The 23,448-nt window shown below is 53.7% G+C and carries 20 protein-coding genes; 3 read left to right on the top strand and 17 right to left on the bottom strand.

The genetic code is table 11. The annotated features are described in order from the left end of the window. Position 1 precedes the first annotated feature (1 nt). The 13 genes from nuoM to QVF11_RS07135 form a co-directional block, all read right to left on the bottom strand. Positions 2 to 1,531, bottom strand: a complete 1,530-nt coding sequence (gene nuoM / locus QVF11_RS07195) for an NADH-quinone oxidoreductase subunit M (protein ID WP_112212993.1) — start codon at positions 1,529 to 1,531, stop codon at positions 2 to 4. Between the two features lie 250 nt (positions 1,532 to 1,781). Then, the gene (nuoL, locus tag QVF11_RS07190; protein ID WP_112212992.1) at positions 1,782 to 3,623 is read right to left on the bottom strand and encodes an NADH-quinone oxidoreductase subunit L; all 1,842 of its coding nucleotides are present in this window, start codon (positions 3,621 to 3,623) and stop codon (positions 1,782 to 1,784) included. Continuing rightward, positions 3,620 to 3,922, bottom strand: a complete 303-nt coding sequence (gene nuoK, locus QVF11_RS07185; RefSeq protein ID WP_110272284.1) for an NADH-quinone oxidoreductase subunit NuoK — start codon at positions 3,920 to 3,922, stop codon at positions 3,620 to 3,622. Before nuoK ends, nuoL begins: the two co-directional genes overlap by 4 nt. Then, entirely contained in the window at positions 3,919 to 4,473 is a 555-nt protein-coding gene (gene nuoJ, locus QVF11_RS07180) for an NADH-quinone oxidoreductase subunit J (protein WP_287855934.1), read from the bottom strand. The genes nuoK and nuoJ overlap by 4 nt, the downstream gene beginning before the upstream one ends. Positions 4,474 to 4,483: 10 nt before the next feature. Beyond that, entirely contained in the window at positions 4,484 to 5,026 is a 543-nt protein-coding gene (gene nuoI / locus QVF11_RS07175) for an NADH-quinone oxidoreductase subunit NuoI (RefSeq protein ID WP_015365590.1), read from the bottom strand. 13 nt (positions 5,027 to 5,039) lie between these two features. Continuing rightward, positions 5,040 to 6,017, bottom strand: coding sequence for an NADH-quinone oxidoreductase subunit NuoH (gene nuoH, locus QVF11_RS07170; RefSeq protein WP_110272281.1), 978 nt, complete (start codon positions 6,015 to 6,017; stop codon positions 5,040 to 5,042). Beyond that, the gene (nuoG, locus tag QVF11_RS07165; protein WP_287855930.1) at positions 6,014 to 8,740 is read right to left on the bottom strand and encodes an NADH-quinone oxidoreductase subunit NuoG; all 2,727 of its coding nucleotides are present in this window, start codon (positions 8,738 to 8,740) and stop codon (positions 6,014 to 6,016) included. Before nuoG ends, nuoH begins: the two co-directional genes overlap by 4 nt. Positions 8,741 to 8,772: 32 nt before the next feature. Next, positions 8,773 to 10,110: an NADH-quinone oxidoreductase subunit NuoF gene (nuoF, locus tag QVF11_RS07160; protein WP_112212989.1), complete on the bottom strand. Its 1,338-nt coding sequence runs from the start codon at positions 10,108 to 10,110 to the stop codon at positions 8,773 to 8,775. Further along, positions 10,107 to 10,607 (bottom strand): NADH-quinone oxidoreductase subunit NuoE, encoded by a 501-nt coding sequence (gene nuoE / locus QVF11_RS07155; RefSeq protein WP_004104075.1) that lies wholly within the window; start codon positions 10,605 to 10,607, stop codon positions 10,107 to 10,109. Before nuoE ends, nuoF begins: the two co-directional genes overlap by 4 nt. A 2-nt stretch (positions 10,608 to 10,609) precedes the next feature. Continuing rightward, the gene (nuoC, locus tag QVF11_RS07150; protein ID WP_287855927.1) at positions 10,610 to 12,418 is read right to left on the bottom strand and encodes an NADH-quinone oxidoreductase subunit C/D; all 1,809 of its coding nucleotides are present in this window, start codon (positions 12,416 to 12,418) and stop codon (positions 10,610 to 10,612) included. Positions 12,419 to 12,506: 88 nt separating this feature from the next. Beyond that, a complete protein-coding gene (nuoB, locus tag QVF11_RS07145) occupies positions 12,507 to 13,181 on the bottom strand; it encodes an NADH-quinone oxidoreductase subunit NuoB (protein ID WP_002913178.1) in 675 nt (224 codons plus the stop codon). Positions 13,182 to 13,196: 15 nt separating this feature from the next. Then, entirely contained in the window at positions 13,197 to 13,643 is a 447-nt protein-coding gene (nuoA, locus tag QVF11_RS07140; protein WP_004123140.1) for an NADH-quinone oxidoreductase subunit NuoA, read from the bottom strand. Positions 13,644 to 14,295: 652 nt separating this feature from the next. Continuing rightward, a complete protein-coding gene (locus QVF11_RS07135; protein WP_112212987.1) occupies positions 14,296 to 15,222 on the bottom strand; it encodes a LysR family transcriptional regulator in 927 nt (308 codons plus the stop codon). 886 nt (positions 15,223 to 16,108) lie between these two features. Here QVF11_RS07135 and alaA point away from each other — a divergent pair. Then, positions 16,109 to 17,326, top strand: a complete 1,218-nt coding sequence (gene alaA / locus QVF11_RS07130) for an alanine transaminase AlaA (protein ID WP_112212986.1) — start codon at positions 16,109 to 16,111, stop codon at positions 17,324 to 17,326. Between the two features lie 88 nt (positions 17,327 to 17,414). Then, positions 17,415 to 18,014 (top strand): 5'-deoxynucleotidase, encoded by a 600-nt coding sequence (yfbR, locus tag QVF11_RS07125; protein WP_287855918.1) that lies wholly within the window; start codon positions 17,415 to 17,417, stop codon positions 18,012 to 18,014. Positions 18,015 to 18,067: 53 nt separating this feature from the next. Here yfbR and QVF11_RS07120 read toward each other — a convergent pair whose 3' ends face one another. The 4 genes from QVF11_RS07120 to yfbV all read right to left on the bottom strand — a co-directional run bounded on the left by QVF11_RS07120 (position 18,068) and on the right by yfbV (position 21,684). Continuing rightward, positions 18,068 to 19,900 (bottom strand): SLC13 family permease, encoded by a 1,833-nt coding sequence (locus QVF11_RS07120; RefSeq protein WP_112212984.1) that lies wholly within the window; start codon positions 19,898 to 19,900, stop codon positions 18,068 to 18,070. Between the two features lie 76 nt (positions 19,901 to 19,976). Beyond that, positions 19,977 to 20,636 (bottom strand): sugar phosphatase, encoded by a 660-nt coding sequence (locus QVF11_RS07115; RefSeq protein ID WP_287855916.1) that lies wholly within the window; start codon positions 20,634 to 20,636, stop codon positions 19,977 to 19,979. Positions 20,637 to 20,647: 11 nt separating this feature from the next. Continuing rightward, the gene (locus tag QVF11_RS07110) at positions 20,648 to 21,142 is read right to left on the bottom strand and encodes a YfbU family protein (protein ID WP_112212982.1); all 495 of its coding nucleotides are present in this window, start codon (positions 21,140 to 21,142) and stop codon (positions 20,648 to 20,650) included. Between the two features lie 86 nt (positions 21,143 to 21,228). After that, positions 21,229 to 21,684, bottom strand: coding sequence for a terminus macrodomain insulation protein YfbV (yfbV, locus tag QVF11_RS07105; RefSeq protein ID WP_110272272.1), 456 nt, complete (start codon positions 21,682 to 21,684; stop codon positions 21,229 to 21,231). A gap of 335 nt (positions 21,685 to 22,019) precedes the next feature. On the opposite strand from yfbV, the gene ackA reads away from it, so the two are divergent. Then, a complete protein-coding gene (gene ackA, locus QVF11_RS07100) occupies positions 22,020 to 23,222 on the top strand; it encodes an acetate kinase (protein ID WP_112212981.1) in 1,203 nt (400 codons plus the stop codon). The last annotated feature ends 226 nt before the right edge of the window (positions 23,223 to 23,448 follow it).

Genomic DNA, 23,448 nt, shown 5'->3' with positions numbered 1-23,448 from the left:
ATTACGGCCTTGTAGTAGAAACAGAATTAACAAACCACTGCTGAATATTGCTCATCGCAGAGTGCGAGGTGTCCAGAATCGGCTGCGGGAAGAAGCCCAGCAGCACCAGCAGAACAACCAACAGCAGAACGATAGACAATTCACGCAGGGACATTCCCGGCAATTCTTTTGCAGCAATTTCGCTCTTTGCTTTACCAAAGTACGCGCGATGCAGCATCGACAGCGAGTAAACGGAAGCGAACACCAGACCAAAGGTGGAAATAATGGTAATCACCGGTACGGTTTTATAGCTGCCGAACAGAATCATAAATTCGCCGACGAAGTTACCGGTACCCGGCATCCCCAAAGTCGCAACGGCAAAGAACATTGACAGTGCCGGAAGCCACTTAATTTTGCTCCACAGGCCGCCCATCTGGCGCATATCGCGCGTATGCAGACGTTCATACAGCTGGCCGCACAGAATGAACAGACCGGCTGCGGACAGACCGTGCGCAATCATCTGAATCACCGCTCCCTGATAAGCCAACTGGCTGCCGGTGTAGATAGCAATCAGCACAAAGCCCATATGGGAAACAGAAGTGTAAGCAATCAGGCGTTTGATGTCGTACTGGCTGAAAGCCATCCACGCGCCATAGAAAATGCCGATAACGCCCAGCCACATGGCAATAGGTGCAAATTCAGCGGAAGCGTTGGGGAACAGCGGCAGCGCGAAGCGCAGCAGACCGTAGGCCGCGGTTTTCAGCAAGATCCCCGCGAGGTCAACGGAACCCGCGGTCGGCGCCTGCGAGTGCGCATCCGGCAGCCAGCCGTGCAGCGGAACTACCGGCATTTTCACCGCAAAAGCGATAAAGAAGCCCAGCATCAGCATGTATTCCACACCATGCGACATCGGCGTCTTCAGCAGCTCTTCATAGTTGAAGGTCCACACGCCGGTGGCGTTGAAGTGAACAAACGCCAGCGCCAGAATGGCAATCAGCATCACCAGACCGCTCGCCTGGGTATAAATGAAGAACTTGGTTGCCGCCGTGATACGCGTTTTCCCGTCGGAAGCCTTATGACCCCAGAGTGCTATCAGGAAATACATCGGCACCAGCATCATTTCCCAGAAGAAGAAGAACAGGAACAGGTCGATAGCCAGGAACACGCCAATCACGCCGCCCAGGATCCACATCAGGTTAAGATGGAAAAAGCCCTGATACTTCTCGATTTCGCGCCATGAACAGAGCACCGCCAGCACGCCGAGCAGCCCGGTCAGCACCACCATCAGCAGCGACAAACCGTCGATCGCCAGATGAATGCTAATGCCGAAGCGCGGGATCCACGGCATCACGAATTCTGACTGCCACTGCGGAATACCGCTAGATTGCGTGAGAGAGTAGCCACCCTGCATCCACAGTTGCAGGCCAAGCACAAACGTCAATCCCATGGTGATCAGCGCGATCCAGCGCGGCATCTTCACGCCGAAGCGTTCAGTCTGCCAGCACAGGAAGCCGCCGATAAAGGGGATTAATATCAACCAAGGTAATAACATGGTGATCTTTGTTCCTTGTTTAAGTCCTGTTCAGGCTATCTCACTCGTCATAGCGAACCCCGGCTGTGCTCGCAATCCTCACGTACTCCAGTACGCTCCGGTTGCTGCACGCAGGCGGTGTCCACTCTGACTTCGCCGATAACGCCTGTCCTTTTAGACTTGATTTTCAACGAATTTTAAAAAATTCTCTTCGGGTTTGTAGGCCCGGCAAGCGCAGCGCCACCGGGCAAAACACTCCCAATCCTCACACTCAATGCAATACCATCAGCAGCGCCAGCACCACGACCGCACCGATGCTCATGGAAGCCACATACCAGCGCAAATAGCCGTTCTCGCTTACCACCAGGCCTTTGCCTGCGAAGCGGGAAAGGATCGCCGGGATGTTCATCAGCGCATTCAGCGGATCGCTTTTCAGCAGCCACGCCACGCCGAGGAACGGCTTCACGAACACTTTGTCGTATAGCCAGTCAAAGCCCCAGGCGTTATACCACCAGGTACCGAGCAGACGGCCCGGTGCGCTGTTGGCAATCGACGTCACCAGCGTGCGTTTACCCAGCCACAGCCATGCAGCAATCAGAATACCTGCTATCGCCACAACGCCAGAGGTAATCTCCAGGGTCATGACGCGACCATGCTCAAGCTCAGTGGTTGACGGCAATACACCATGCAGCGGCGGCACAATCAGCGCGCCAACGAAGGTGGACAGCACCATCAGCACAATCAGCGGCAGATGATGGGTAATCCCCTTCCCTGCGTGCGCGTGAATTTGCTCTTTGCCGTGGAACACGATGAAAATCATGCGGAAGGTATACAGGGAGGTCATAAACGCTCCGACCAGACCGGCAACCATCAGATTGAGATGACCGTTAGCCATCGCACCAGCCAGAATCTCATCCTTACTGAAGAAGCCTGCGGTAATCAGCGGCAGTGCGGACAGCGCCGCGCCCCCCACCAGGAAGCAGACATACACCAGCGGAATAGACTTACGCAGGCCACCCATCTTGAAGATGTTCTGTTCGTGATGGCAGGCCAGAATCACCGAGCCGGACGACAGGAACAGCAGCGCTTTAAAGAAGGCATGCGTCATCAGGTGGAAAATCGCCGCATCCCACGCCTGTACGCCGAGCGCGAGGAACATGTAGCCAATCTGGCTCATGGTGGAATAAGCGAGTACGCGTTTGATATCGGTCTGCACCAGCGCGGCGAAACCCGCCAGCACCAGCGTCACCGCACCGACGATCCCCACCAGATGCAGAATTTCCGGGGTCATCAGGAACAGACCATGTGTGCGGGCAATCAGGTACACACCCGCGGTCACCATGGTTGCAGCGTGGATCAGCGCAGAGACAGGCGTCGGGCCTGCCATCGCGTCAGCAAGCCAGGTCTGCAACGGCAGCTGTGCGGATTTACCCACCGCGCCGCCCAGCAGCATCAGGGTCGCCCACGTCAGCATATTGTTGCCGGCTTCAAAATGCGCAGGCGCCAGTTCGACCATTTCGCGGAAGTTCAGGGTGCCCAGTTCGTTGTAGAGAATGAACAGCGCAAACGCGAGGAACACATCGCCAACGCGGGTCACCACAAACGCTTTCATCGCCGCAGCGCCGTTCTTCGGATCGGTATAGTAGAAACCGATCAGCAGATAGGAGCACAGACCCACACCTTCCCAGCCGAGGTACATCAGCAGCAGGTTATCAGCAAGAACCAGAACCACCATGCTGGCGATAAACAGGTTGGTATAGGCGAAGAAACGGGAGTAGCCCTCTTCACCGCGCATATACCAGGAGGCGAACATGTGGATCAGGAAGCCGACACCGGTGACTACGGAAAGCATGGTCAGCGACAGACCGTCCAGCACCAGGTTGAAGCCGACGTTGAAATCGCCCACCGACATCCAGGTCCACAGCGGAACGCTGACCGCCTGCCTGCCGTTAGCAAAGAAGTCGATGCCAACAAACGCCGTCACCAGCGCCGCCAGGCCAACCGAGCCCATCCCGATGGTGGCGGACAGATTCTCCGACCAGCGCCCGCGAGAGAAGGCCAGCAGAACAAAGCCAATCAATGGCAAAAGAATGGTTAAGGCAAGCATGTTCATCCGCGCAACTCACTTACTGAATCGATGTTCAGGTTCTGGCGACGACGATGGAGCTGCAGCAGCAGCGCCAGGCCGATACTCGCTTCTGCGGCGGCAAGGGTGATGGCGAGGATATACATTATCTGACCATCAGCCTGGCCCCAATAACTCCCGGCAACCACGAAAGCCAGCGCGGAGGCGTTGATCATGATCTCCAGGCTAATCAGCATAAACAGCAGATTACGACGGATTATCAGCCCCGTCAGGCCAAGGACAAACAGGACGGCGGCGAGGATCAGTCCATGTGTTAAGGGGATCATGCGTGTTCCTCCGTTTTTCTTTTGTCGCTGTCGTTCTGACGGTTGCTCAGCACTTCCCCGACGCGCTCTTCGCGGCCGATATGGAAGGCGACAACCAGGCCCGCCAGCAGCAGCATGGAAGCCAGTTCCACCGCCAGTACGTACGGACCAAACAGCGCAATACCCACTTCTTTGGCATTAATCGCCGCACCGTCGATCCCCTGCTCGTTAAGACCGAGTATGGCGTAAACGATAACCACCAGCAGCACAGCGGAAAGGATGGCCGGGCCAATCCAGATCCCCGGTTTCAGCCATTGACGTTCCTGCTCGATTTCGCTGCCGCCCAAGTTGAGCATCATCACCACGAAAACGAACAGCACCATAATGGCCCCGGCGTAAACGATAATTTCCAGCGCACCGGCGAAGTAAGCGCCCAGCGAGAAGAACACCCCGGCAATCGCCAACAGCGAAATAATCAGGTACAGCAGCGCATGCACCGGATTGGTGTGGGTGATCACCCGCAGGGTGGCGAGGATGGCTATCAGGCCACAGATATAAAAAGCGAATTCCATTGCCCTCTCCTTACGGTAACAGGCTCTTGACGTCGATAGGCTTGGCTTCGTTCTCTGCTTCGCCCTTATCTTTGCCGTCGATTGCCATACCCGCCATCCGGTAGAAGTTATATTCCGGGTATTTGCCCGGACCGGAAATCAGCAGATCCTCTTTTTCGTACACCAGGTCCTGACGTTTGTATTCGCCCAGTTCAAAGTCCGGGGTCAACTGGATCGCCGTGGTCGGGCACGCTTCTTCGCACAGGCCGCAGAAAATGCAGCGTGAGAAGTTGATGCGGAAAAACTCCGGGTACCAGCGACCGTCTTTGGTCTCCGCTTTTTGCAGAGAGATACAGCCCACCGGACACGCTACCGCACACAGGTTACAGGCAACGCAGCGCTCCTCGCCGTCCGGATCGCGGGTCAGCACGATACGACCACGGTAGCGCGGCGGTAGATATACCGGCTCTTCCGGGTACATCTGAGTTTCACGTTTGGCAAAGGCGTGCATCCCGATCATGCAGATACTGCGGACCTGGGTGCCAAACCCTACCAATAATTCTTTTAAGGTCATGGTCTAAAGCCCCTTATGGCTGCTGCCAGAGAATGACAGCAGCCGTTACCAACAAGTTGACGAGCGTCAGCGGCAGACACACTTTCCAGCCGAAGGACATTACCTGGTCATAACGCGGACGCGGTAAGGACGCACGAATCAAAATGAACATCATCATGAAAAACGCCGTTTTTAGCGCAAACCAGATGAATGGTGGTAAGAACGGACCTTGCCAGCCACCGAAGAACAGCGTCACGATCAGCGCTGATACGGTAACAATCCCGATATATTCGCCAACGAAGAACAGACCGAACTTCATGCCGGAATATTCAATGTGGTAACCATCTGCCAGTTCCTGTTCCGCTTCCGGTTGGTCAAACGGGTGACGGTGACAAACCGCCACACCTGCAATCGCAAAGGTCACGAAGCCAAAAAACTGCGGAATAACGTTCCACAGATGTTCCTGGTTATTGACGATGTCGGTCATATTGAATGAACCGGCCTGCGCCACCACGCCCATCAGGGACAGCCCGAGGAACACTTCGTAGCTCAGGGTTTGCGCAGAAGCACGCATTGCACCCAGCAGAGAGTATTTGTTGTTGCTCGACCAACCGGCAAACAGCACCGCGTACACCGCGAGGCCTGCCATCATCAGGAAGAACAGGATCCCGATGTTAAGATCGGCAACCACCCAGCTTGGGCTGACCGGCACAATGGCGAAGGCCAGCAGCAGCGAGGTGAAGGCGATAACCGGTGCCAGGGTAAAGATCATACGGTCCGAGAATTTCGGTACCCAGTCCTCTTTAAAGAACATTTTGATCATGTCGGCAACGAGCTGTAGCGAACCGCCCCAGCCCACGCGGTTAGGTCCGTAGCGGTTCTGGAACAGGCCGAGCAGACGACGTTCGCCAAAGCTCATGAACGCGCCGCAGGTCACCACCACCAGCAGAATCACCACCGCCTTGAGGATGCCTAACAGAATGTCGATGAGATCGGGAGTTAACCAACTCATGCTTTCGCCTCCTGCAAAGTATCAATACGCGCGCCGGTCAGTACTGGTGCGATGCCCGGCATGCCCATCGGTAAGCCAACCTGCCCTGCCGTCAGCCCCGCCGAAATCACCAGCGGCAGACTAAGGGTCTGACCTTCAACGCTGAAGGAGACCATCGCGCCGTTATTTACGCCCAGCTTCGCGGCATCTGCCGGGTTAAGCTTAACGTACGGCTGCGGCATGCGGCTCTGGAATACCGGAGAACGCTGCGACATTTCGTCGCTGCCGAACAGATGGTAGTAAGGCGCAATACGCCATTTCCCTTCTTCAGCTTCGAAGCTTGCCGGTACCACGGTAAAGTACTCCAGACCGCTGGCGGAAGCTTCAATCAGACGCACGCCCGGATCGCCATGGCGCAGTTTCCCGCCCACCTCATCCTGGAACTTGTTCCACGCCTGCGGGGAGTTCCAGCCCGGCGCCCAGGCGAACGGAATCTGCGAACGCGGAGCGGATGGCTGGTTGTTCCCTTCCATGGAGAAGGCGAACATGGTGTCTTTATCCTGCGGCTGACGCGGTTCATGCACGCTAATGTTAGCGCGCATCGCCGTACGGCCGCTGTAGCGATGCGGTTCACGAGCCAGTTTCTGGCCGCGAATGCGGAAGGTCGCATCCGGCGCGGCGTCTTTGATACCGGCCAGTTGCGGCAGTGCGGCAATCGCAGCGTCAATAACGTGATCCAGCTGCGTCCAGTCGACCTGACGGTTGTTGACGGTGCTGTGCAACGAGTGCAGCCAACGCCAGCTTTCCAGCATCACGGTTTTCGCATCGTAGTAGGCCGGATCGTAAACCTGGAAGAAGCGCTGGGCGCGACCTTCGTTATTCACCACCGTGCCATCGCTTTCCGCAAAGCTTGCCGCGGAGAGCACCAGATGCGCTTTATCCATAATCGCCGTACGCTGATGGTCGACCACCATCACCAGCGGCGCTTTCGCCAGCGCCGCATCAACGCGGGCGGCAGAAGCATGGCGGTGCAGGTCGTTTTCCAGCACGATAACCGCATCGGCGGCACCGGTTTCCAGTTCGCTCAGCGCCTCTTCAAGAGAGCCGCCGCCGATCATGCCGAGGCCAACACTGTTCACCGCGCGGGCAACCATCGTTACGCCAACGTCAGCACCGCGGCCTTTAAGGGCTTTCGCCACGTTGGCCGCAGCCTGAATGACCTCAATGCTGCCAGCATTGGTTCCGGAGACAATCAACGGTTTTTTCGCTCCGGCCAATGCCTGAACGATCACATCGATTTTACCTTTTAGCTCGCCGCTCAGACCTTCTACCGCCGGAGCGCTGTCATCCAGCGCGTGGGCGATAGCGAAACCGAGGCGCGCCTGATCTTCTACCGGCGCGCGGTAGGTCCACGCGGCGATATCGTCAAGGCGCGTATCATCAATATTGGTCACAAACAGCGGATGCTTCGCGCGCTGGCCAATGTTAAGGATCGCGGCGATCTGCCAGTCGGCGACTTTCTGTGCCGCCGCCATTTCACGCGCTTTGCCTTTCACCGCCTGACGCACCGCCAGCGCAATACGCGCGCCGGTCTGGGTGATGTCCTCACCGAGGATCAACACCGCATCGTAGGATTCAATTTCGCGCAGCGCCGGGGTATGAATACCGCCATCGCGCAGCACTTTCAGCATCATCTGCAGGCGTTCTTGTTCACCTTTAGCAATGCCGGTATAGAAGTTATCGGCGCCGACCAAATCGCGCAGCGCGAAGTTGCTTTCGATGCTGGCGCGCGGGGAGCCGATACCAATGACTTTCTTCGACTGGCGCAAAATATCCGCCGCGCCCTGCATCGCCTGTTCGGCGTTGAGGGTGATGAAGTCATCGCCACGGCGCTGAACCGGCTGACGCGGACGGTCTTTCAGGTTCACATAGCCATACCCGAAACGACCGCGGTCGCAGAGGAAGTAGCGGTTAACGGTACCGTTGTAACGGTTTTCGATACGGCGCAGTTCACCGTAACGCTCACCGGGGCTGATGTTGCAGCCAATGGAACACTGCTGGCAGATGCTAGGCGCAAACTGCATGTCCCATTTACGGTTATAGCGCTCGGAGTGCGTTTTATCAGTGAAGACGCCGGTCGGGCAAACTTCAACCAGGTTGCCGGAGAACTCGCTTTCCAGCACGCCGTCTTCCGGGCGACCGAAGTAGACGTTGTCGTGCGCGCCATAAACGCCCAGGTCGGTACCGTCAGCATAATCTTTATAGTAACGAACGCAGCGATAGCAGGCGATGCAGCGGTTCATTTCGTGCGAGATGAACGGCCCCAGGTCCTGGTTACGATGGGTACGCTTGGTAAAGCGGTAGCGACGGAAGCTATGACCGGTCATCACGGTCATATCCTGTAAGTGGCAGTTACCACCTTCTTCGCAGACCGGGCAGTCGTGTGGGTGGTTGGTCATCAACCACTCAACGACGCTCTCGCGGAACTGTTTCGCTTCGGTGTCGTCGATAGAAATAAAAGTGCCGTCGGATGCCGGTGTCATACAGGACATCACCAGGCGGCCACGCGTGTCTTCCGCGTTTTGATATTGCTTCACCGCACACTGGCGGCAAGCACCAACGCTTCCCAGCGCCGGATGCCAGCAAAAGTATGGAATATCAAGACCAAGAGAGAGACAAGCCTCTAGCAGGTTGTCCGCTCCATCGACCTCGTATTCTTTGCCGTCTACATGAATCGTAGCCATTAGCGTGCTTCCAAAATAAATAATTCTTTAGATTACCAGCGCGTCTTAAGCAGGTTCGGCTGAATACCGTTGATTGCATGGGTATTGCTGAACTGCTGCTTGATGCCTGCCTCGAATTCTTCGCGGAAATATTTAATCGCGCTCTGCAGCGGCTCAACGGCGCCCGGCGCGTGCGCACAGAAGGTTTTACCCGGCCCGAGGAATCGACACAGTTGCTCAAGTGTTTCGATATCCCCCGGCTGACCTTCGCCGCGCTCAAGGGCGCGCAGAATTTTCACGCTCCACGGCAGCCCGTCGCGGCAAGGTGTACACCAGCCGCAAGACTCACGGGCGAAAAACTCTTCCAGGTTGCGCACCAGCGATACCATGTTGATTTCGTGGTCAACGGCCATCGCCAGCGAAGTGCCCAGGCGGCTCCCCGCTTTACCAATGCTTTCGAATTCCATCGGCAGGTCAAGATGCGCTTCGGTCAGGAAGTCGGTTCCCGCACCGCCCGGCTGCCAGGCTTTAAACTTCAGGCCATCGCGCATGCCGCCCGCATAATCTTCGAGGATCTCGCGCGCGGTAGTGCCGAAAGGCAGCTCCCAGACGCCCGGATTTTTCACCCGACCGGAGAAGCCCATCAGCTTGGTGCCGGCATCTTTACTGGTGGAAATGTTCTGATACCACTCAACGCCGTTAGCCAAAATCGCCGGGACGTTGCACAGGGTTTCGACGTTGTTAACGCAGGTCGGTTTACCCCATACACCGGAGCTTGCCGGGAACGGCGGCTTGGAGCGCGGGTTCGCGCGGCGGCCTTCGAGAGAGTTAATCAACGCGGTTTCTTCGCCGCAGATGTAGCGCCCTGCCCCGGTGTGGACAATCAGTTCGAAGTCAAAACCGCTACCAAGAATGTTTTTTCCCAGCAGACCCGCTTCGTTCGCTTCGGCAATCGCCCGGCGCAGATGCTGAGCCGCTTCAATATATTCGCCGCGCAGGAAGATGTAGCCGCGATACGCTTTCAGCGCAAACGCGGAGATCAGCATGCCTTCCACCAACAGGTGCGGCAGTTGTTCCATCAACAGGCGGTCTTTATAGGTGCCCGGCTCCATTTCATCGGCGTTACATAGCAGGTAACGGATGTTCATGGATTCGTCTTTTGGCATCAGGCTCCACTTCAAGCCGGTGGAGAAGCCCGCGCCGCCGCGCCCTTTCAGGCCAGCGTCTTTTACCTGATTAACGATTTCGTCCGGTGCCATCCCACAAAGCGCTTTACGCGCCCCGGCATAACCGTTTTTACTCTGGTATTCATCCAGCCAGACCGGCTGTTTGTCGTCACGCAGACGCCAGGTTAACGGATGGGTTTCGGCAGTACGAATAATGGTTTTCATTTATACCGCTCCAGGAGGTCAGGAATCGCTTCCGGCGTCAGATAACTGTGAGTATCCTCATCAATCATCATCGTCGGCCCCTTGTCGCAGTTGCCCAGACAACAGGTCGGCAGCAGAGTGAAACGGCCATCAAAAGTGGTTTGACCCGGTTTGATGTCCAGCTTCTTCTCGATAGCCGACTGAATGCCCTGGAAACCAGTGATATGGCACACCACGCTGTCGCAATAGCGAATCACGTGACGGCCTACTGGCTGGCGGAAAATCTGACTGTAGAACGTTGCCACTCCTTCTACGTCGCTGGCCGGGATCCCCAGCACATCGGCGATAGCGTAGATTGCGCCGTCCGGCACCCAGCCGCGCTGCTTCTGAACGATCTTCAGCGCTTCAATGGACGCCGCACGCGGGTCTTCGTAGTGGTGCTTTTCGTGCTCAATCGCCTCACGCTCTGCCGCACTCAGCTCAAAAGCCTCGGTTTGTGGTTGTTGATTCTCGTGCATAATTAGCGGTCCACGTCTGACATAACAAAATCGATACTACCCAGATAGACGATCAGGTCTGATACCAGGCTGCCGCGAATCGCCGACGGGATCTGCTGCAGGTGCGCATAGCTCGGCGTGCGGATACGGGTGCGGTAGCTCATGGTGCTGCCGTCGCTGGTCAGGTAGTAACTGTTAATACCCTTCGTCGCTTCAACCATCTGGAAGGATTCATTGGCCGGCATGACCGGGCCCCAGGAAACCTGCAGGAAGTGCGTAATCAGGGTTTCGATATGCTGCAGCGTGCGCTCTTTCGGCGGCGGCGTGGTCAGCGGGTGATCCGCTTTGAACGGGCCTTCCGGCATGTTATCGAGGCACTGCTGAAGAATGCGCAGGCTCTGGCGCAGCTCTTCCACTTTTAGCATCACGCGGGTGTAGCAGTCGGAAACACCGCCGCCGGTCGGGATTTCAAAGTCGAAGTTTTCATAGCCAGAATAGGGACGCCATTTACGAACGTCGAAACCAATACCGGTGGCGCGCAGACCTGCTCCAGTAGTGCCCCACTCCAGCGCCTCTTTCGCGCCATAAGCAGCCACCCCTTTTGAACGGCCAATAAGGATGGTGTTACGCAACGCGGCTTTCTCGTAGGAGTCCAGACGCTTTGGCATCCACTCAAGGAATTCACGCAGCAGACGATCCCAACCGCGCGGCAGGTCGTGGGCGACGCCGCCGATGCGGAACCAGGCCGGGTGCATACGGAAGCCGGTAATCGCTTCAACCAGATCGTAGATTTTCTGACGGTCGGTAAAGGCGAAGAAGACCGGCGTCATCGCACCGACGTCCTGAATAAAGGTCGAAATATAGAGCAGGTGGCTGTTAATGCGGAACAGCTCGGAGAGCATCACGCGGATCACGTTGACGCGATCCGGCACGGTGATCCCGGCTAGTTTTTCCACTGCCAACACGTACGGCATCTCGTTAACGCAGCCGCCGAGGTATTCAATACGGTCAGTGTATGGGATGTAGCTGTGCCATGACTGGCGCTCGCCCATCTTTTCAGCGCCGCGGTGGTGGTAGCCGATGTCTGGTACGCAGTCGACAATCTCCTCGCCATCAAGCTGCAGAATAATACGGAACGCACCGTGTGCAGATGGGTGGTTCGGACCGAGGTTGAGGAACATGAAGTCCTCGTTTTCAGTCCCGCGCTTCATACCCCACTCTTCCGGTTTGAAGGTCAGCGCTTCCATTTCCAAATCCTGTTTGGCTTTGGTCAGCTCAAACGGATCGAATTCGGTGGCGCGGGCCGGATAGTCTTTGCGCAGCGGGTGGCCTTCCCAGGTTGACGGCATCATGATGCGACGCAGATTCGGGTGACCATCGAAGGTGACGCCAAACATCTCCCAGGTTTCACGCTCATACCAGTTGGCGTTGGGGTACAGTTTGGTAAAGGTCGGCAGGTGCAGATCGTTTTCCGAAAGCGCAACCTTGAGCATGATGTCGCGATTGCGGTCTACTGAAATCAGGTGATAGAAAACGGAAAAATCCGCGGCGGGTAAACCGTCGCGGTGCGTGCGCAGACGTTCATCCATGCCGTGCAGGTCAAACAGCATTACGTAAGGCTTTGGTAATCTCTTCAGGAAATCACCCACCTCAAGCAGCTGTTCGCGCTTCACCCAAACCACCGGAACGCCGGTGCGGGTTGGCTGAACGGTAAAGGCATCCGGCCCAAAACGGTTGCGCAGTTCGCCGATCACCGGGTCATCAAGGTGATCGCGGGTTTGCCAGGCTGGTGCGGCATCATGCGCAGTTAAATCGGTCATATTGTTCACCATTGCAAAAGGTCCGTGGTGACTGCCGGGCGAGGCTTCGCTGCTTTAGTAGATTGATTTGCGAAGTCTTTTTCCCGCCCGCAGGCGCAAGTTAAATCTCGTCCGGAGTCCGCAGATTGGTCACTGCAATACGTTCGCCGCGTTTACGCTCGCGTTCCGACTGCATGTTGGCGCGATACACGCCCTGATCGCCAACCACCCACGAAAGCGGACGACGTTCTTTACCAATGGATTCCTGCAGTAGCATCAGCGCCTGCATATAAGCTTCCGGACGCGGCGGGCAGCCCGGGATGTAAACATCAACCGGAATGAACTTATCCACACCCTGTACGACAGAGTAAATATCGTACATACCGCCGGAGTTAGCGCATGCGCCCATGGAGATAACCCACTTTGGCTCCAGCATCTGGTCATAAAGACGCTGAATAACCGGGGCCATTTTGGTGAAGCAGGTGCCCGCTACTACCATCAGGTCCGCCTGACGCGGGGAAGCACGCAGCACTTCGGCGCCAAAACGCGCAACATCGTGCACCGCGGTAAAGGACGTCACCATTTCCACATAGCAGCAAGAAAGGCCGAAGTTATAAGGCCAGATTGAGTTCTTACGGCCCCAGTTCACCATGTCATGCAACGCGTGTTCGAGTTTCCCCATATACACGCTTTTGTTGACTTCTTGCTCAAGGGGGTCAGTTACGATCTCCTGTTTTTGCAGGGGGTAACGGTCGTTCTCACCGTTAGGATCGATGCGGGTGAGCGTATAATCCATCTTATTGCCTCGCTTTTACTGCGTATGACGGTTAGTGGGACTGTCTGTTTCCGGGTTAACCAGCGTGCGACGGGAGCGCGCAGGCGTCCAGTCCAGTGCGCCGATACGAACGAGGTAAACCAGACCAGCCAGTAACACTAAAATGAAAATTGCGGCTTCCACAAAGCCGACCCAGCCGCTTTCACGGATAGAAGTCGACCATGCGTAGAGATACAGGGCTTCCACGTCGAAGATAACGAAGAACATGGCAACCAGATAAAACTTCGCAGAAAGGCGTAAGCGAGCTGAACCAACGGAGTCGATCCCGGATTCAAATGGCGTGTTCTTGCTACGCGCGCGCGCGCGTCCGCCGAGGTACCAGCCGCCGACAAGCATCAGGCAGCACAGACCGATAGCGATGATGAGAAATATAGCGAATGCCCAATGATGAGCGATGACTTCAGTGGATGTTGACATACGCATTGCTTAACCAAAAAAGTGTAGCGCTAAAACCCTCTGCTCTTACTGGCAGATGAACGCCACAGCGTTTCACGGGGAGGAATAAAAAAATAGCCGTGCAAAAAAGCGTCCCTGGTTGATGCGGAAGGCCAGTTGCGGTGGCTTTTTACTCCTTTCATTAACCTTTTGTCAACTTCAACAAAAGTTTTAACAACATTAATTTACATTGGATTTTTTTCATTAACATTAAATGCCCTTTGATGCGGAATAACCTTGCATACCATTCGGATTTAATGCTGTTGAATCGTGTCCGTTTCCATCGTAAATCAAAATTACCCGGCTATTTTGACAGGATTTAGCCACGATTCCTCCCCCTAAGGAGGGGTATTTTCTTGATCTGTGACACGCTTTTGTTAATTGAACCCCAAAAACAGCAACAAACCATCCGGTTTTTTAACATTAGCAGGAAGTATTGAAAGTGCCGAGAAAAGTACAGAAGTGGGATGAAGCGCAAAACTAACTCACTGATTTTAATAAAAACAAATCAATAATATATTCAATTCCTCAATAAAATTTGAAAAAAAAGAACCACAGTGCCCATTTCAGCTTTCTGTGGTTCTTTTTTACACTTACATTTTGTTACCAGTTTTTGTGACGTTTGTTAGCTTTTTGCCCTTCAGGAAACCAGGGAATTATCTCCCCCTTCAGGGGTATAAACATGCTCTGTCAACAACAGTTCGCGATCCGCACTTAGAGACTGGAAAATGGTGCGAGCTAACTCACTGGCCTTCTGTTGATCGCAGAGCAACACATAGTGTGTATCCGGCAACACAGGTAAGCCATCGCTCCTGCCTGGCACCCGGAGCGCCGGGTTCATCATTTCAACGGGTTGTGCGGTCACGCCAAGCCCAGCCTTCACCGCGGCCTTAACGCCCGCCAGTGAGGATGCCGCATGGGCCAGATGCCAGGGCAACTGGGCCGTATTAAGTACCGAAATGATATCCTCCCGGAACGGACCCGGCGCATCCAGTAAGATAAGCGGTATAGATTCGCCTTGTGGAAGGTCATAATCTGCTGCGCAGTACCACAGCGTCGGCGAACGACGTAACGTCAACGTCTCGAAGTTGTCCGTTTGACGGGTTGTCAGCGCGAGTTCAATCCCCCCATTCTTTAGCATCTCTACTACATCAACATGGCTGAGAACTTTGATTTCCAGCGTCAATTTGGGATAAAAACTTCCGATTCGATTCAATAAGAACGGTAAAATTGTATCTGCCGTCTCATCGGATGCACCGATGGTTAGCGTTCCCTGTAGGCTGCCGAACATTAACGACATGCAGGCTTCGTCATTGAAGCGCAGAATTTTCCGCGCATACCCCAGTAGCTGAATACCCTGTTCCGTGAGTAATTTATTGCGCCCGTGGCGAGCAAAAAGTTCTTTTCCAACCAGTTGCTCCAGTCGTTGCATCTGCTGGCTTACCGCTGACTGTGTGCGACACACCGCCACGGCGGCAGCGGCAAACGTATTGAGATCGGCGACGGCAACAAAGGTTCTCAGTAAATCGAGGTCTAAATTTAGTATCGGGCGATTTTCATTTATCATAGTTGCTTCACTTACAGGCGACTGATTCTTGCCTTGTTGATGCTGTGTCCAGCTTCCGGCTATTCCTTAAGCCTCGTGTTATCCGCAATGGATGAACAACTGGAAGAACGTTATTGCATTTGAAAGCACTCGTTCGCAGCAAATGTGCGAAATTTTTGAGTAATATTTTGTTCGTAGACCTAAGCACTTTTAATTAGGACATTCCCGCTTTATGTGATGTAACGCAAAAAAAATAGCTATCAACGACCATTAACCGCGCTCTACAAGCAAGTAAAGCTTGTTGCAGCAATCGGGAAGGCAAACAAAAAAAACCTGCAATAACAATGTATTAATAAAAAAACGCTGCCTGACATAGCGGCATATCACTATTAACGGCGATATTCTAACCGAAAACCGCAATATTTATAAGTGTTATTCAGTATTATCTCAGATAATTTTAAACATTTTTCAGCACTTTAATTAAATTAACAAATCTAAGAATATTCCTTTCAAAAAATAAGATTCATTAATTTATTAAATGTTTTCCATTAAAAAATGACTGCCACGTTTGTTACAAACTTCAGCGTATTGTGAGTTAAATTTTATCAAAAATGAATAACGTGTTTTATGCGCAAAAAACCAGCGTCCGTCGCCTTCCTTAAGTACAAACCAGATAAACTTTCATAAAAAATCATGCATACACAATATAAAACCACGACATTAAGAATATAAGGTATATTGTATAAACTGACCGACCATTCCGCAGACAAATTGATTACACTAAAAAAACATTAATGGCAAAATCTTCTCCTGTTAACCCTTCAAAACAGCGGGGATGCGGAGTACATTATTCCGTGCTGACTTCCACGGCAGGGAGTGGCGATAACAGCTAAAAGGTCAAAGGTTCATGTCCCCCATCGAAAAATCCAGCAAGTTAGATAACGTCTGTTACGATATCCGCGGCCCGGTTCTGAAAGAGGCTAAACGCCTTGAAGAAGAAGGCAATAAAGTCCTGAAGCTGAACATCGGCAACCCGGCGCCGTTTGGCTTTGACGCACCTGATGAAATTCTCGTCGACGTCATCCGAAATCTCCCGACAGCCCAGGGCTACTGTGACTCTAAGGGCCTCTATTCCGCCCGCAAAGCCATTATGCAGCACTACCAGGCCCGCGGCATGCGCGATGTCACGGTCGAAGATATCTATATCGGTAACGGGGTTTCTGAGCTTATCGTGCAGGCCATGCAGGCGCTGCTTAATAGCGGCGATGAGATGCTGGTACCCGCGCCCGATTATCCTTTATGGACCGCCGCAGTGTCTCTTTCCAGCGGAAAAGCGGTGCACTACCTGTGTGATGAGTCTTCCGACTGGTTCCCGGACCTCGATGATATCCGCGCTAAAATCACTCCACGTACCCGCGGCATTGTGATTATCAACCCGAATAACCCAACGGGTGCGGTGTATTCAAAAGAGCTGCTGATGGAGATCGTCGAGATCGCCCGTCAGCATAATCTGATTATTTTCGCTGATGAGATCTACGACAAGATCCTCTACGATCACGCACAGCACCACTCTATCGCGCCGCTGGCGCCAGACCTGCTCACCATTACCTTTAACGGCCTGTCAAAAACATACCGCGTTGCAGGCTTCCGTCAGGGCTGGATGGTGCTTAATGGGCCGAAGAAGCACGCGAAGGGCTATATTGAAGGCCTGGAAATGCTGGCCTCTATGCGCCTGTGCGCCAACGTCCCGGCTCAGCATGCGATTCAAACGGCGCTTGGCGGCTATCAGAGCATCAGCGAATTTATCGTTCCCGGTGGGCGTTTATACGAACAGCGTAATCGCGCGTGGGAGCTCATTAACGAAATTCCAGGCGTATCCTGCACCAAGCCGAAAGGCGCGCTGTATATGTTCCCGAAAATCGACGCCAAACGTTTCAATATTCACGATGATCAGAAGATGGTTCTCGATTTTCTGCTGCAGGAAAAGGTCCTGCTGGTTCAGGGCACTGCCTTTAACTGGCCGTGGCCGGATCACGTGCGTATCGTGACCCTTCCGCGCGAGGACGATCTGGAAATGGCCATTACCCGCTTTGGGCGCTTCCTTTCCGGTTATCACCAGCTCTGATTTAACGCCTCCTGCCGCCGGAATTTGCATCCGGCGGCAATCCCTGCGCACAATGACACCCGACGTCGTAACTGATTAAGGGTCCCTAATGAGTCAGAGTCACTTCTTTGCCCATCTCTCCCGTTTGAAACTGATCAACCGCTGGCCGCTGATGCGCAATGTGCGCACCGAAAACGTATCTGAACACAGTTTGCAGGTGGCGATGGTTGCCCATGCGCTGGCAGCCATTAAAAATCGTAAATTTGGCGGCCAGGTCAATGCCGAACGGATTGCATTGTTAGCGATGTACCATGATGCTTCGGAAGTCCTGACCGGCGATCTTCCTACTCCAGTGAAGTATTTCAACTCGCAGATTGCGCAAGAATACAAAGCCATCGAGAAAATCGCTCAGCAGAAGCTGATCGATATGGTTCCTGATGAATTACACGATATTTTTGAGCCGCTGATTGACGAGCATCACTATAGCGATGAGGAGAAATCCCTCGTTAAACAGGCTGATGCGCTATGCGCCTATCTTAAGTGCCTGGAAGAACTGTCGGCGGGCAACAACGAGTTTCTGCTGGCCAAAGGTCGTCTTGAGAAAACGCTGGAATCACGCCGCAGCGAGGAGATGGACTATTTTATGCAGGTATTTGTGCCGAGCTTCCATCTTTCGCTGGATGAAATTAGCCAGGACTCACCTTTATAAACAGGCTTATCCCCGGTCAGCAGATGCATGACCGGGGCGATTACTCTGCGGAATCAGAACGGAAACAGCACCGGGATCAGCAGTACGCACACCACCATGACCATCACGGTAAACGGTACGCCAATCTTTACGAAATCGCTGAATGAATACTTACCCGGCCCAAGCACCAGAGTATTCACCGGCGACGATACAGGCGTCATAAACGCCGCTGAAGCCGCCATTGCCACCACCATCGCAAAGGGGTAAGGCGATACTCCCATCGACTTCGCCGCCGCCAGCGCAATGGGCGCCATCAGCACCGCGGTGGCGGTATTTGAGATAAACAGGCCAATCGCTGCACACATCACGAACAGGCAGCCAAGCATCAGATATGGTCCTCTACTGCCCGCTACGTCCATCAAACCTTTAACCACCAGATCCACACCGCCGGTTTTTTGCAACGCCAGGGCAAAAGGCATCATCCCGACAATCAAAATAATACTCGGCCAGTGAATCGCTTTGTATGCGCTCTCGGCGTTAATACAACGGAATTTGCCCATCAGCAAACAGGCGATAATCGCCGCTATCGGGTTGGGAATTTCGTCAGTCAGCATTAGCGCCACCATCAGCACCAGGCAGAAAATGGCGTGCGGTGCCTGACTGTGCGCAGGTGAGGCATCGTTGACTTCAATTGGCATATTCAGCACCACAAAGTCGCGGCCCCGCTTAGCCAACAGGGCAATTTGCCGCCAGTTACCAACCACCAGCATGATATCGCCAAGTTGCAAAGACTCATCGGTCACCGCGCCATCAAGGGCTTTACCATCCCGCTTTAGCCCCACGATGTTTAGATCGAAACGAGTACGGAAAGCGATTTCGCGCACCGTTTTGCCTATCAGCTCAGAATCGGGGATCAGCGAGACCTCCGCCATCCCAACGTCCAGAGCCTGGTCGGAAAAATACTCGCCGCGCAGGATCATAGGTTCGAGCATTTGCTCGCCGCAGAACTGGCGTAAATCCACATCCGAGGCGGACATATCGATCAGCAAAACGTCACGGGCGCGAAATTCGGATACCCCGTTGACGTTAACAATAACCCGCCGAAAGCGCCTCCAGCGCTCAACGCCAATAACGTTGGCTCCGTAGCGCTCGCGAAGTTTTAGATCGTCCAGACGCTGGCCAATCATTGGCGATCCGGGACGAATTGCCAGACGGCGCGCTCTCCCCGTCAGATGGTAATCTTTAATTAAATCGCGGAAGGTGCTTCTTTTGCGCCCATCGCGCACCAGCTCACCTTCCTCACCCTTAAGCATAAAGCGCATCACCAGCATATAGAAAACGCCCAGCACCAGTACAACGAGCCCTATTGGCGTGACGCTAAAAAAGCTGAATCCCTGTAACCCTTCTCGCAAAAGCTCGCTGTTGACGACCAGGTTGGGAGGCGTGGCGACCAGGGTCATCATCCCACTGATCAGTCCGGCGAAACTGAGCGGCATCATCAGGCGCGAGGGCGACGTATTCATGCGCATTGAAACGCTAAGCACCACAGGAATAAAAATAGCCACCACGCCCGTTGAGCTCATAAAAGCGCCCAGTCCGGCAACGGTCAGCATTAAAAAGACCAGCATTTTGGTTTCGCTGTTACCGGCAACCTTCACCAGCCAGGACCCCATTTTGGTAGCGACTCCGGTACGCACCAGACCATCGCCAATAATAAATAGCGCGGCGATAAGAATGACGTTGGGATCGCTAAAACCTGAGAAAGCTTCGCTGAGGGTCAGCGTATCGCTAAGGACAAAAGCAACAATGACTAACAGTGCGATAGCGTCCATGCGCACTTTTCCGGTGGCAAAGAGCACGACGGCTACGGCAAGAAGAGATAACACCCAAATCAATTCACCGTTCACAACTTATCCTTGTCAGAAGATGGAGTTGGAAGTTTGGCATAAAAAAGCCCCGCCAGTGCGGGGCTAAATCATGAGATTAGTCTTTAAGGCTAACATTCACATTGCCGTCGGCCAGACGCTCAACCTTCAGGCTCTCAAGCGTCGTTAACACAAAATCTGCTTCATCAAGCCGCGGCGCATCCGCAGGCACATTTACTGCGATAGTCCGGCAGCCAGCAGTCAGCCCGGAGAGCAGTCCGGCTGGGGCATCCTCCACGACAGCGCAATCTTTCGGCTCCAGACCCAACAGTTCAGCCCCCAGCAGATAAGCGTCCGGAGCGGGCTTTCCATGTTTCACGCGCTCGGCGGTGACGAAAACATTGGTGTCAGGCAAACCCGCCGCACGGTGACGCGCATGGGCGACAGGTATCGAGCCCGACGTCACGATCGCCCAGGGAATGCCGGCTTCGTCGAGAGTGTTGAGTAACGCAACAGCCCCAGGCAGCGCCGTTATGCCATCCGTATCCGTCGCCTCTACCGTTTCCAGCCGGGTGAACTCGGCCTGAATCTCTTCTTCGCTGCGGTCGGGTAGAAAATGACGCAACGAGGTTATCGCCTGTTTGCCATGAATGAAGTTCAATACTTCATCGTGCGGGATACCGAACCGATCCGCCCATTTGCACCACGAACGCTCCACTACCGGTAACGAATCGACCAATGTCCCGTCAAGATCAAACAGGAAACCTTTACACTGCACGGGAACCTCCATCAAGCATTGATAATTTGATTAATTTCGTTGCTGCTTAAATGATACTGACGCGGGCAAGAGTGCCAGGCGTTAAGCATACGCTGGTATTTTTCCCACATCGGGGTTTGAGAATTGAAGCCGTGGGTCCCGGCGTCGAAATGGCTGTAACGCCCTTCAATGTTAACGATAAAGCGAACATATCCGAGGTAGCGGGCTTCAGTCGCCACGTCAAAGCCAAGGAAAGTCACCCGACGCTCGTCGATTCCGCTGGAATCCTTGAGGTTAGTCCAGGAGACATGCAATGCGTGATACATCTCCATGATATCAATGACGGTACGGCAGGTTTCCTCTGTCAACTGGCCAAATTCGCGGTCCAGCTCGCGCATCTGCAACCCATATCCACGCTCAATGATGGTCTGTAGACGACGGTAACGTTCAGCGTTGTCCGGGTCGAGCATCGTCATCATCTTGTACTGATTCGACAGAATCAGACGCTGCGCATTGGTCATTTCCATTTTTTGACTCCTGTAGCACTTTTTGGCGTGAAAAAAGAAGGCGCATGAATCATGCGCCTTCTTTTATATGCGTTTTCCTGATGCAATTACAAATCATCCAGGAAAGTTTTATCCAGTTGTTTGAAGGCGCGCTTAAGCGTGTCAGCTAAAGCCTGATAATCGGGCTTGCCGTCAACCGGCGCCAGCGCCTGCCCCGCCTCCTGCAGTTTACCGCGAACTTCATAAAACCAATTCAGCACCGATGGCGGCAGTGGCGTGACTGAACGTTTCCCCAACCACCATAAACCTTGCATCGGCAGGCTTAGCGCAAACAGTGCCGTGGCGACAGCTGGACCTAATTGCCCGCCAAGGGCGATTTGCCAGCACAGTGTGAAGATAGCGACTGGCGGCATAATGCGAATCGCATAGCGGGTTGCGCGAATAATGCGGTTTTCGATAAATACCGGAGCGAGACGTTTATCCAGAGGCCAGGTCTTTGCGTAATGCTGCCCATGGCGAAACAAGCCAAAAAAGCTAACGGGGCGATTCTCGGGACTGGACATGGCTTTACCTCAACTTTACATATAAAACTTAAAAAATTCGTGCAAAACACCAACTGTGCATGACAACGTTCAAAAGATTTTGGCAATGGTTACGCAATCAGGTATTCTGTGCCGACCTGAAGGGCAATTAGACCCTTTTACCAGATTAGTCAAATTATCGCATATTCTGCCATTAGCTGAAAATTAGGCAAAATGGCATAAAATCAAATGTACTTCTCCCATCATGCCCAAAAATGTTCAAGGCATGATGTTAATCATAAATGTCGATGTCATCCTGCGCTACGCTTTGTGACACACTGACGTTTTTTTAGCCACGTATCATAAAAGGTACTTCCATGTCGAGTAAGTTAGTACTGGTTCTGAACTGCGGTAGCTCCTCTCTGAAATTTGCTATCCTTGATGCCGTCAACGGTGACGAATATCTGTCCGGTTTAGCCGAATGTTTCCATCTTCCTGAAGCCCGTATCAAATGGAAAATGGATGGCAGCAAACAAGAAGCCGATTTAGGCGCGGGCGCTGCTCACAGTGAAGCTCTTAACTTTATCGTTAACACTATTCTGGCACAAAAACCAGAACTGTCTGCTCAGTTGACCGCAATCGGCCATCGCATCGTTCACGGTGGTGAAAAATACACCAGCTCCGTAGTGATCGATGACTCTGTCATTCAGGGAATCAAAGACTCCGCGTCTTTCGCTCCGCTGCACAACCCGGCTCACCTGATCGGTATCGCAGAAGCGCTGAAATCCTTCCCGCACCTGAAAGACAAGAACGTTGCCGTGTTCGACACCGCGTTCCATCAGACCATGCCGGAAGAGTCTTACCTCTATGCCCTGCCGTACAGCCTGTACAAAGAACACGGCGTACGTCGCTATGGCGCACACGGCACCAGCCACTTCTATGTGACTCAGGAAGCCGCAAAAGTTCTGAACAAACCGGTTGAAGAGCTGAACATCATCACCTGCCATCTGGGCAACGGTGGCTCTGTTTCTGCTATCCGCAACGGTAAATGCGTTGACACCTCCATGGGTCTGACCCCGCTGGAAGGCCTGGTTATGGGTACTCGCTCTGGCGATATCGACCCGGCAATCATTTTCCATCTGCACGATGCCCTGGGCATGAGCGTAGACGCCATCAACAAAATGCTGACCAAAGAGTCCGGTCTGCTCGGCCTGACCGAAGTGACCAGCGACTGCCGCTATGTTGAAGACAACTACAAAGAAAAAGCAGATGCTAAACGTGCAATGGATGTTTACTGCCATCGCCTGGCAAAATACATCGGTTCCTATACCGCGCTGATGGACGGTCGTCTGGACGCTGTTGTGTTCACCGGTGGTATCGGTGAGAACGCGGCTATGGTCCGCGAACTGTCCCTGGGCAAACTGGGCGTACTGGGCTTCGAAGTTGATCACGAACGTAACCTGGCTGCCCGTTTTGGCAAGTCCGGCTTCATCAACAAAGAAGGCACCCGCCCGGCTGTCGTCATTCCGACCAACGAAGAGCTGGTCATCGCGCAAGACGCCAACCGTCTGACCGCCTGATTCCACACCGCCAGCCATAACCCTAAATAATTCGAGTTGCAGGAAGGCGGCGACGCAGCGAATCCCCAGGAGCGTACGAGGAGTACGTGACTGGGGTGAACAAGTAAAGCCAACGCACATGTAACTTGAAGTATGACGGGAAACTGGTGGTGCAGTTTTGTATCCCGCCCAATACTGGCGGTAACGAAAGAGGATATATCGTGTCCCGTACAATCATGTTGATCCC

Source organism: Klebsiella sp. (genome assembly GCF_027492335.1).
Classification (GTDB): Bacteria; Pseudomonadota; Gammaproteobacteria; order Enterobacterales; family Enterobacteriaceae; genus Klebsiella; species Klebsiella huaxiensis.
This window is presented reverse-complemented; position numbering and strand designations above follow the sequence as displayed.